The organism is Gelidibacter sp., from assembly GCF_035577925.1.
Taxonomy (GTDB): Bacteria; Bacteroidota; Bacteroidia; order Flavobacteriales; family Flavobacteriaceae; genus Gelidibacter.
On the sequence record NZ_DATJCY010000282.1, the window covers coordinates 1 to 11409 of the forward strand.

The window sequence follows — 11409 nt, forward strand, 5'->3', positions numbered from 1 at the left end:
AGCTTTAAACTCATCTTTAGAAATTTCGATTTTAGAGGGATCGGTAGAAACAGAAAATTTATAAACGCTTGGTTGGCCAATTTCTTTGTTGTAAATGTTAATGTTATCTTTATTAATAACAACTTCATTATAGCTTTTTGATTTTCCATCCCTTGAAATTATAGACACTCCCATAATACCTTTTAATCCAGAAAAATCAAATTGTTTTAATGTATGTCCATGCCCACAGAAAGCTGCTACTGTTGGGTGTTTTTGAAAAACTGAAAGTACGTCTTTATAATTACTTACACTATTGTCCAAAGGATAATGCGAAAAGCTTATCACCTTTTTATTAGTGTTTTTGAGACTGTCATTCAGGGTCTGGTCCAGCAAAAGAATGTCCTCATACTTTACAAAGCCATCGCCCATTTTCATATACGGACCACACGGAAAGCCTACAAATAAATAATCACCTTTTGAAAATACAAACCGATCTTCTCCCCACAGTTTTTTATAGGTCATTCCAGCACTTTTGCTCCACGTCGTCTCGTGATTTCCCGAAACTATATAATATGGAATTTCTAATCGGGATAAGATAAGGTGCACTTGCTCTAACTCGTCGTCATTCCCCAAATTTGTTAAATCGCCAGTAATGACAACAAATTCATTGGATGACTGATTGATTTCCTTAACAATATCCTGAAGTAAAAAATCATTGTCATTTCCTACCGAAACATGCAGATCAGTAAGATGTACAAATTTTATGGTGTCATTAGCTTGATGATTCTGCGCAAAGCCAGAAATAATAATAAAAAAAATAAGAGCAATCGTATAGTAGTGTTTCATAAGTATTTTTTTTGGTCAATATGGTTTAACAAAAAGAGCATAAATATTGCGTACTTGTGCATTATTGAAATCTCATTATGGTTGAATAATGCAAGATAGGTGCAATTATTTTTCGATTATAATATTCTAACACCCGATTTTCGATACTCCTTCAATCGATCATCTTTTGGATCCAATTCGGTAACGATGGTATCCAATTCACTGAGTTCGCAAACACCATGAGGCATTTTGGTATTTAATTTATTGGACGTAAACATGGAAACTACTTTGTCTGAAGATTCTATCATTGCTTTTTTTACAATAGAAACTTCATAGCCTATTTCGGTCAGACCTTGCTTTACATTTATACTACTAGCACCAATAAAGCAGATGTCGGCCCTAATTTTGGATAATACCTGTATCACGTCGATGCCAATAGTTACCATTGCGGTTTTCTGCATTTTTCCGCCTATTAATATAAGTTCAATATTTGGAAGCTGAGAGAGTTGCATGGCTATGGATAAGCTATAAGTATAAATGGTAAGTTTTAAATCTTTTGGAATTAATTTAGCAAAAACTAGATTAGTCGTACCACCACTCATTATAATAACCTGTCCATCAACCAATAATGACAATGCTTTTTTGACAATTCTTTCCTTTTTTTCTTCGGAGGTAATATGGATGTTAAAGGTTTCGTTAATTTTTTCTTCAAACAATATGGCTCCGCCATAAACTTTTTTAAGGAATTTCTTACGATCCAATTCACTTAAATCCCTTCTTACTGTATCTTCAGACAAATTGAGGTCCAAGGCCAAGCTACTTGTGAGTACCTTTTCGTCGGTACGGAGTTTTTCCATTATGTAGCTATGTCTTTGAGCTTTGAGCATAGTTTGAAAATTAGTTATGCTCACAAATGTATAAAATTATAAATTATAAAACCTTTAATCACCATCAAATTTGCGATAGTTTGCGTTTTTCAACATTTTATGCATTTTTTTTTTAGAAAAACGCATTTATACGCAATAATTAAATATATTTGTTAATAAATGTTAATTAATCAAATAAAGACCAAAGAATTATGAAGAAATTTCTCCTTATTTCATTACTGTTTTTTATGATTCAGGCAACTTTTGGACAATCCAAAATATTGACTGGAACAGTGAAAAACAAAGCTGACGGCATTCCCATTCCTGGGGTTAACGTGCTTGTCAAAGGAACTACAGTTGGTGGTTCAACTGATTTTGACGGAAATTATAGCATTGCTGTAACCTTAGGCGAAACTTTAGTTTTCAGTTATATGGGATATGATACCCAAGAAATAAAGTATGAAGGACAGCAAACTTTAAATGTTGATCTTACAGAGGCCTCCTCACTATTGGATGAAGTTGTGATTGTAGGGTTTTCATCCCAGAAAAAAATAAATCTTACTGGTGCTGTTGCAAAAGTAGATGTGGATCGTGCTCTTGGTAGCAAGCCCATTACCGATATCAGCAAAGGTCTGCAAGGTACAACACCTGGTTTGAACGTCACTTTTAATTCTGGAAACATTGGAAAGTCTTCCAATATTAATATTAGAGGTGCCGGAACTATTATAAATGGTGTGACTTCTGGATCTCCTTTAGTTTTAGTGGATGGCGTGCCGTCAGATATGTCACTAATCAATCCTGAAGATGTCGCCGCTATATCTGTACTTAAGGATGCCGCTTCAGCTTCCATTTATGGTGCGCGTGCAGCTTTTGGTGTGGTGTTAATTACTACCAAAAGTGGCAAAGGAGCAGAAGGGAAAGTTAGATTTTCATATAGCAGCAGCTATGGATGGAGCAATCCAATCTCACTGGTAAAATTTAATGACCCAACTGTTGAACTTCCAGCTATGATCGAAGCACAGGCACGTGCTGGGAACGCCAATGCTGAATCGTTTGGGATGGAATACAAAACTTTGCTTCCAGGTATCATCAACTGGAAACAGAAATATGCAGCAACAAGAAGTAGCAACGATAAAAATATGATCTTAGGAGAAGATTTTGAGGTCATTAATGGTAAAAATTATTTTTATCGAGTTTGGGATCCACATAAAGAAATGTTGAAAAAAAACGCGGTACAATCATTTCACAATCTATCAGCACAAGGCTCTCTCGGTGAGAAAAGCTCGTTTATTGTTTCACTTGGTATTTCCAACCAGGATGGTGTTATGCAGATCAACACCGAATCAAATCAAAGAATAAACTTGAACATGGGCATGAGTACTCAGCTTGCCAATTGGCTTTCTGCCGACTTTAAGGTGTTGTCGTCGTTTCAAGAATACAAAGCGCCATTCAACTATTATAACAGCGGATTGGATACTGCCGGAAATGGTTATTTTGGATATTATATGCGTTGGGGTTCTTTTTTCCCATATGGCACTTATAATGGTGTGGGCTTCCGTCATGCGGCGGGCTATATGGATAATGCCTCGATGAATAAAAGGATGGAAAATGATATGCGTTTGAGTACTAAACTTACAGCTCAAATTACAGATAACTTTAATATTATTGGTGAATATAGCATCAATAACAATTATCTGAGCTATAAAATGAACGGTGGACAAATTCCGTTGTGGGATTGGTGGACAGGAGCTCAAGATTTAGTTTCAGGAACACCAACAATGATGGAAAAAGGCAATGATTTTGTAGCGCAGGCCAAATCTTCTGCCGTAACCAATGTTGCCAATATTTATGCTAATTATACCAAAACGCTTAATGACGTTCACAATTTCCATGTTTTGGGCGGTTTAAATACGGAATGGCAATCTTTTGAGCGCACTTATGCCAGAAGAAATACACTTTTGGATAAAAACAAACCAGAATTTAACCTAGCCATCGGTGATCAGTTTACGTCTCCGCTAAGTTCAAACGCTATCTTGAATCCTGGGTTGTCAGATTATGCCATTGCGGGAGTTTTTGCTCGTGTCAATTATGATTATAACGGCATCTATTTATTGGAATTGAACGCGCGATATGATGGTTCCTCAAAATTTCCTACCAATGAACAATGGGGATTCTTTCCATCAGCGTCTTTTGGTTATAGAATTTCAAATGAAAAATTCATGGAAAGTACACGCCACTGGTTAAACGATTTAAAACTACGGGCTTCAATCGGTTCAATAGGTAATCAAAACATTGCAAACAATGCCTTCTTACCAATCATGTCACGTTCTAATCCGTGGTGGTTGGGCAGCGGTATAGCTGTGCCTCCATCGGTGTCCTTGCCTACTAATGTCGATCCATATTTAACTTGGGAAGAGGTGACCACACAAGATGTTGGATTGGACTTAAGAGTGTTTAATATGTTGGGCCTAACATTTGATTACTACCAACGTGACACCAAAGGTATGTTATCTCCAGGAAAAACGCTTCCAGGATCTTTCGGGCAATCTGCAGCCAATACCAATTCAGGAAACCTTAGAACAAGAGGTTGGGAATTGGGAATTAATTTCAATAAAAATATTTCAAATGACATAGCTGTTTATGCCGACTTGACACTTTCTGATTACACCACAGAAGTTACCGAATGGAACAATACCTCAAAATTATTAGGCTCTTATTACGCTGGCCAGAAGATAGGTGAAATCTGGGGCTTGACTACCGATAGATTGATCCAATCATCAGACGTTGTTGATGCTACAGGACTGGTTGTCAATGGTGTTGACTATTCAGGTATCCGTACAGGTGCTTTTAAATATGGCCCAGGTGATGTGATGTATAAAGATTTGGATGGTGATAAAAAGATATCGAGAGGTAAAGGAACTGCAGAAGATCCAGGAGATTTGAGCGTCATTGGAAATACTACACCACGCTACCAATATGGAATGCGACTTGGTGGTAAGTTTTATGGGTTTGATGTAGATGCTTTTTTCCAAGGTGTTGGCGAACGTCAATATTGGGCGTCTTCGGATCTGGTGTTGCCTTTCTACAACAGAACAGACGCCATGTACGAACACATGAACGATTATTGGACACCTGAAAACACTAATGCATATTATCCTAATCCGTATCCAAATCATGCAGGTAATGCTTTTGGGGCTTATGCACCAGGATCAAATAACTTTGTGGCACAATCACGATATTTGCTTAACATGTCTTACTTAAGACTAAAAAGTTTGACCGTTGGTTATACCCTTCCACAAAGTCTTACTCAAAAAATGGGCATTGATAAATTAAGACCTTATATCTCTGGTTTGAATTTAGTGACCTTCAAAAATGGCAAATTACCGGTAGATCCAGAAATCAATGATACCGAAGCGGCTTGGGGTAGAACTTTCCCTTTCTCTAAAACATGGTCTCTTGGAGTTCAAATTGCATTTTAAAAACTAATTTTAAAAAATTTAAAAAATGAAAAAATTAATTATAAATTCTAAGTTAAAACTAGCGGTCCTTGCCCTGGCAATGGCAGGAGTGACTTTTAACTGCTCGGATTATTTGGACACGCCACCAAAGGATATCTTTACAGATGACAACTTTTGGACTTCAGAAAATAACGTTAGAACATTTTCATGGTTAAATTATGATACCTTTTTCGGATACGGAAATGGTTCAGGGACAACGGCCGATTTTTATTTTCACAATGCGTCCAATATTGATGATAATTTGGCGATGAATACATTCGTTAACTTCAATACGACTGCAAATGCAACCAATGCGAACTGGAACAATTATTATTCCTTAATACGCCGGAGCAACTTGATGTTAGAGCGCGTTCCTAATGTGGCGATGGATGCAGTAAAGAAAAACCACTACTTAGGTGTAGCTAAATTTTTCAGGGCCTTCACTTATTTCAGATTGGTACAAGAATTTGGGGATGTGCCATATACAGATAGGTATCTCAGCCAAAATGATCCTGATGTTTATAAACCTGCTTTGAGTAGAGCTGAAGTTATTGACAACGTTATCAAAGATTTGGATGAAGCTGTTTTATTACTTTTGGATGTGGACGATAAAAATGGAACTGTCAATAAATATACAGCCTATGCCCTATTGAGTAGAGTTGCACTTTATGAAGGTACATATAGAAAATATAATGCTTCCCAGAATTCTGAAACTTATCTTCAAAAAGCAAAAGATGCTTCTTTAGCGGTGATGAACAATCAAAGCTATGCTCTAAACCCTGACTGGAAATCGCTATATAATTCAGTTGAACTTTTAGGGAATTCTGAAGTGATTTTGGCAAAAAGATACATCAGTGGTATGTTGGCAAACTCTATTCAAGCCTACACAAATACATCGACTGTTCAAAATGGATTGACAAAGTTTGCAGCTGAAAGCTATGTTACCGTCAATGGCCTGCCAATTAAACAAGTAGGCGGAAACACCCAATATGAAGGCGATGACAATATCACTAAAACATTTGCCAATAGAGATCCTCGTTTTTCAAAAGCTTTTGGAACAACTGATTATGCCTATTCAGATAAACCTTGGAATGGATTAACTTCAATTACGGGTTATGTCTTTCAATTGTATAATAATCCTGCCACTTCAGGATCTGAAGTGACTACCATTGCACAAAACCATATTGATGCACCAATTTTTACATTGAGCGAAGTCTATTTAAACTATGCAGAAGCCAGTGCCGAATTGGGATCAATCACCAATGCAGATTTGGATATGTCTATCAATAAAGTCCGTCAACGTGCAGGAATTGCCGTTTTAACAACCGATGGAACCAATGCCATGGTTGGCGGTGTACAAATTAATGATCCACAAAGAGTATCTGCATTAGAGCAGCTTACAGGAATTGTCAATCCAATTATCTGGGAGATCCGTCGTGAGCGCCGTGTAGAGTTTATGAGCTGGACCGCTATGCGTAAAGTAGATATTTTACGTTGGAAAAAAGGTGATTATTTAGATACTACCAGTAATCCAGACGTAGTTTTGGGCGCTAGAATCCCATCATTGATAGGGACAGATTCTAAAACAAAGGTCAACGCCGAAGGCTATGTTATTCCTTATGCAGCTGGTGTTACAAGAGAATTTGTATCACCAAAAAATTACCTAACAGCTATTCCTACAAACGATATTAGTTTGTACGAAGCAGAAGGAGTTCAATTAAAACAGAATCCTGGTTGGTAATAAAACTTTGAATATTGTTATTAATGATAAGCTCCAGATGGTATAAATCTGGAGCTTATTTTTTTAAGTAAATTGATTTCTACTTTTATTTTGAAAATAAAACTCCATAATCTTACTTAACTCAATTGTACTTAGAGCCTATTCAAAAATTATTGTTTAAATTTTTATAGTTATTCTTGGAGAGATAATAGTTTTAGATAATGCAAATTTAGCGGCCTAAACAAAGTCATCAAAGGTTAAAAGATGCTACAAAGAGCATAAAAAGACAGCTAAGAAATATAAATACATGCAAAGTAATTATTCCGTTAAAATTTAAACAGGATCCTAGTAAAAAAACAAAACCTATACTGGATAAATGGCGGTGGTATCACCTCAAAATTTGTTTTAAGAAAGCCATCAAATTGTTAAGGCTGACTATAAAGCAATAAGCTCCAGATGGTTTAAGTCTGGAGCTTATTAATTATAATGAAATTGTTTTCGATATAAAGTTTCAAAAACGACTTGCTTCTACACTATCTATAATAATTATTCTTGTTTATTTCATAAAACTAATTGAAGAATTCACTGGAAAAGATTTAGAAATAGAAGCTGGTAAACTACCTTTTGGCTCTGCTTCACCAAAAATAATATCAGCAGAAATCTTATTGGCAACATCAGAGTTTTCATAAGAAATAAGAATACTTTCCACAGCCTCCAAATTGGTTTCCTTTAAGCTGTACTGACTTGCAAAAACCGCTAGAATGGTTTTGTTGTTTTGTGAAATGTTTTCTATCATCTTCTTATCTGCATTGGACACTGCATTTGTAAGTCGTGCGTTTTGACGATGGTATCCAATAATCACCCGATCGTATTTTTTGAGTTCTTCCAATAGTTTTTGATTGGAAAGATGCGAGAGATCGGTTACATTTCCATTCTCTTTTAAGGCTTTCAAAAAGTTGTCTGCAGAACCATTGCCTAATTTTAAAAACGCGATATTTTCCTTTTTGTCATTGGAAAGTGGCATCATCTCGTTTTCATTTTTGATTAAAGTAATGGCGCTTGCAATGGCTTCCTCATACAATTCGGCATTCACTTTTTTGTTTAAATTTTCCCAAAGACCATCGGTTACAATAGGTGAATAATCATTTAAACCTACATCAAATTTGGCCGAGAGGATTTTCTTTACCGAATGTGATAAACGCTCTTCTGTAATCTCATTATTGTTATAAGCTTCAACAATTTTCAAAATACCTTTTGGTGCATTTTCTGTAAAAAGAAGCACATCATTGCCTGCCTTAAATGCTGCTAAATCAATATCGCCAGGTTGTTTGTAATTTGCCGCGCCTTTCATGTTTAAGGCATCAGTAAAAATAAGGTTTTCAAATTCTAGTTTTTCCTTTAACAATGTTGTTATAATAGCATAGGATAATGATGATGGCAAATTATCTTGGCTTTCTAAACTTGGCACGTTTAAATGAGCAACCATGACGCCTGCAATATTTTTTCGGATGAGTTTTTTGTAAGGATAAAGTTCAACCGAATCCATTCGTGCTTCGTTAAATGAAACAGTTGGAAGTGTTTTATGCGAATCGGTATGTGTGTCGCCATGTCCAGGGAAATGTTTTGCACAAGCTAAAGTACCAGTACTTTGCATACCTTCTGTAAAGGCGATCGCTTTTTCGGTGACATTAAATTTGTCCTCACCAAAAGAGCGCACTCCAATCACTGGGTTTGCAGAATTTGTATTGATATCTACAGCAGGGGCAAAATTAATATGAATGCCGATGCGATGGCAATCCTCGCCAATCTGCCTTCCAATTTTATTGATAATATGATTGTCTTTAATGGCGCCAAGTGTCATATTGAAAGGATATCTTGCTGTACTGTCCAAACGCATGTTTAACCCCCATTCACCATCAAATCCAATAAGTAATGGCACTTTTGATTTTGACTGGAAATGATTGGTCATGTTTGCTTGTCGTACTGGTCCACCTTGAAAAAATATAAGTCCACCAATATGATGATCAGTAATTAATTTTTCAATGGTATCGGTGTGAGCATCCGTTCGGTTGGAATATGTGGCAACCATGAACAATTGTCCAACTTTTTCTTTTAATGACATGGTGTTATAAATACTGTCCACCCAAATGGCGCGATGATCAATATGTATAGCTTCTACACGATTTTCATCAATAATCTCTGCATGTTTGTTAGTGGCTTTACCACAAGAAGTCAATATAAAAGCTGATGTCACAGCAGTTATTAAAATATGTTTCATTTTTTTTTTAGGATTTATTCAAATTATAAGTGTCTATCGCATTTCGAACGCTTTTATGTTCTATCAGTAATTTTTCAGCCAATTGCTCATCGATGTGCAATTCATTCATGATCATTTGGACTGCTCTTGTAACGAGCTTTTTGTTGGAAAGTTGCATATCGACCATTTTGTTGCCACGTACTCTTCCAAGTTTTATCATTACCGTAGTCGAAATCATATTTAAGGCCAGCTTTTGAGCAGTTCCTGCTTTCATTCTGGTGCTTCCTGTTACAAACTCAGGGCCTACAATTAATTCTACGGGAAAATCAACTTCCAAGGCTAATGGCGAGTTTTTATTGCAAGTAATACAACCAGTAGTAATTCCATTTATTTTTGCTTCTTTGACAGCACCTATCACATAAGGTGTAGTTCCAGATGCAGCAATCCCAATAAGGACATCATTTTTATTGATGTTGAATTTTTGCAAATCTTTCCATCCCATCTCGTAATTGTCCTCGGCATTTTCAACAGCTTTTCGCAAAGCAATGTCGCCTCCGGCAATTAGGGCAATTACAAGATCGTGTGGCACACCATAGGTTGGTGGACATTCAGAAGCATCTAAAATACCCAAACGCCCACTGGTTCCGGCTCCAATGTAAAACAGACGTCCGCCATCTTTCATTTTGTCATAGATCGCATCTACCAATTTTTTAATGGATGGAATGGCTTTTTCGAGGATCATTGGAACCGTTTTATCTTCCCGGTTAATATTTGAGAGCAACTCAAAGGTGTCCATATTTTCCAAATTATTATAGATTGATGATTGCTCGGTAGTGAGTTTATTTTCCATAAAACAACGTGGTTTAGCTTCTTTTTTTGTGTTTGCTTTAAAGTATACGTTTGATTATTAAACCGTTGGGGTAGCTTTCTTTTTTGCTAATAATAGGCAAATGACCGTAAGCAATGCATTGACAAAAATATTCATGAATCCGAAGTCAAAATTATACCAAGCAATAAAAAAGTCGTTCAAAAAATAGGTGATTATGGGCATTATCACACATATATACGGCACAGCATTGTCATGAACCTTAATTTTAGTAAAAATACCCAATATGTATAGGCCCAATAAAGGTCCATAAGTATATCCAGCAACCTTGAAAATGGTTGAAATAACATCGCCTTTACTTTGCGAAAAAGCCATGATGATTACAAAAACCAATGCAGAAACTCCAAATAACGTACGGTTTTTTAATTGCAATCTTTGTTTTGCATTTTTGGATTGAATATTTAAAAAATCATGCGTAAATGAAGTAGTCAGTGCAGTTATGCCCGAGTCGGCACTTGAAAACGATGCTGCGGTAATTCCTAAAATAAAACTAACACCAGCAATAATACCAAAATGGTTTAAGGACAGCATCGGGAATAGATTATCGGTATCTAGGAACTTTCCGTTTTCAAATGCTAAAGGAATTCCAGTTTTTTCGGCATATAAATAAAGCATGACGCCTAGGCCCAAAAATAAAAACTGTGCGATTGCCAAAAAGATACTAAATGTCAAAATATTTTTCTGAGCTTCTTTTTTATTCTTACAAGTCAGTGTTTTTTGCATCATATTTTGATCCAGTCCGACCATGGCAACAGCAATTAACATCCCAGAAATAAACTGTTTGAAAAAATTATTTCCGGAGTGAAAATCCCAATCAAAAATTTTAAAATATTCATGATCCGTAATTGAAGTAACAGTTTGTGCCAAAGTTAGATTCAACGAATTCTTGACAACAATTATGGTGATCACTACTGCGGATAGTAAGAAAAAAGTTTGTAATGAATCGGTCCAAACAATAGTTTTAATCCCAGATTTATTAGTATACAGCCAGATGAGGATCAAAATAAAAATAACCGTTACAAAAAACGGAATCCCAAAGGCATCGAAAACGGCATATTGCAGGATTTTAGCAGCAAGCATCAATCGTAAAGCGGCTCCAAAAGACTGTGAAATCAGAAAAAATAAAGATCCAGTTTTATAGGTTTTAATACCAAAACGCCCTTCTAAATAGGTGTATATCGAAACTAATTTTAAATCATAATAGATAGGAACCAAAACATAGGTAATAAAAACATAGCCCATTATATTACCAAAAACAAACTGAAGATAGTAAAAGTAACTATTGCCCACCATCCCGGGAATAGACACAAAGTCACTCCGGACATAACGGCGCCTATCATCCCAAAAGCCACAATCTGCCATGGTGATTTACGATCGCC

The 11409-nt window shown here is 36.1% G+C and carries 7 protein-coding genes; 2 read left to right on the top strand and 5 right to left on the bottom strand.

Annotated elements, in window-relative coordinates; genetic code table 11:
• The coding region (locus VNJ50_RS11045; protein WP_325581837.1) for a metallophosphoesterase at window positions 1-825 on the bottom strand (825 nt) is incomplete at its 3' end.
• 116 nt (window positions 826-941) lie between these two features.
• Window positions 942-1691, bottom strand: coding sequence for a DeoR/GlpR family DNA-binding transcription regulator (locus VNJ50_RS11050; RefSeq protein WP_325581839.1), 750 nt, complete (start codon window positions 1689-1691; stop codon window positions 942-944).
• Window positions 1692-1882: 191 nt separating this feature from the next.
• Here VNJ50_RS11050 and VNJ50_RS11055 point away from each other — a divergent pair, with 191 nt between their 5' ends.
• Both VNJ50_RS11055 and VNJ50_RS11060 read left to right on the top strand, forming a co-directional pair.
• Window positions 1883-5149, top strand: a complete 3267-nt coding sequence (locus tag VNJ50_RS11055) for a TonB-dependent receptor (RefSeq protein WP_325581841.1) — start codon at window positions 1883-1885, stop codon at window positions 5147-5149.
• A gap of 25 nt (window positions 5150-5174) precedes the next feature.
• The gene (locus VNJ50_RS11060) at window positions 5175-6908 is read left to right on the top strand and encodes a RagB/SusD family nutrient uptake outer membrane protein (protein WP_325581843.1); all 1734 of its coding nucleotides are present in this window, start codon (window positions 5175-5177) and stop codon (window positions 6906-6908) included.
• 535 nt (window positions 6909-7443) lie between these two features.
• Here the strand turns inward: VNJ50_RS11060 and VNJ50_RS11065 are convergent.
• The 3 genes from VNJ50_RS11065 to VNJ50_RS11075 are packed head-to-tail and all read right to left on the bottom strand — an operon-like array spanning window position 7444 to window position 11392.
• A complete protein-coding gene (locus VNJ50_RS11065) occupies window positions 7444-9165 on the bottom strand; it encodes a glycoside hydrolase family 3 protein (protein ID WP_325581845.1) in 1722 nt (573 codons plus the stop codon).
• Between the two features lie 7 nt (window positions 9166-9172).
• The gene (gene murQ / locus VNJ50_RS11070) at window positions 9173-9994 is read right to left on the bottom strand and encodes an N-acetylmuramic acid 6-phosphate etherase (RefSeq protein ID WP_325581847.1); all 822 of its coding nucleotides are present in this window, start codon (window positions 9992-9994) and stop codon (window positions 9173-9175) included.
• 57 nt (window positions 9995-10051) lie between these two features.
• On the bottom strand, window positions 10052-11392 hold the full coding sequence (locus tag VNJ50_RS11075) for a sodium:solute symporter (protein ID WP_325581849.1): 1341 nt from the start codon (window positions 11390-11392) through the stop codon (window positions 10052-10054).
• Between the last annotated feature and the right edge of the window lie 17 nt (window positions 11393-11409).

What these genes read in the sequence shown, in the direction of transcription:
- VNJ50_RS11050 (WP_325581839.1), bottom strand. Translation starts at nt 1,691, where the DNA reads ATGCTCAAAGCTCAAAGACATAGCTACATAATGGAAAAACTCCGTACC.
- VNJ50_RS11055 (WP_325581841.1), top strand. Translation starts at nt 1,883, where the DNA reads ATGAAGAAATTTCTCCTTATTTCATTACTGTTTTTTATGATTCAGGCA.
- VNJ50_RS11060 (WP_325581843.1), top strand. Translation starts at nt 5,175, where the DNA reads ATGAAAAAATTAATTATAAATTCTAAGTTAAAACTAGCGGTCCTTGCC.
- VNJ50_RS11065 (WP_325581845.1), bottom strand. Translation starts at nt 9,165, where the DNA reads ATGAAACATATTTTAATAACTGCTGTGACATCAGCTTTTATATTGACT.
- murQ (WP_325581847.1), bottom strand. Translation starts at nt 9,994, where the DNA reads ATGGAAAATAAACTCACTACCGAGCAATCATCAATCTATAATAATTTG.
- VNJ50_RS11075 (WP_325581849.1), bottom strand. Translation starts at nt 11,392, where the DNA reads ATGGCAGATTGTGGCTTTTGGGATGATAGGCGCCGTTATGTCCGGAGT.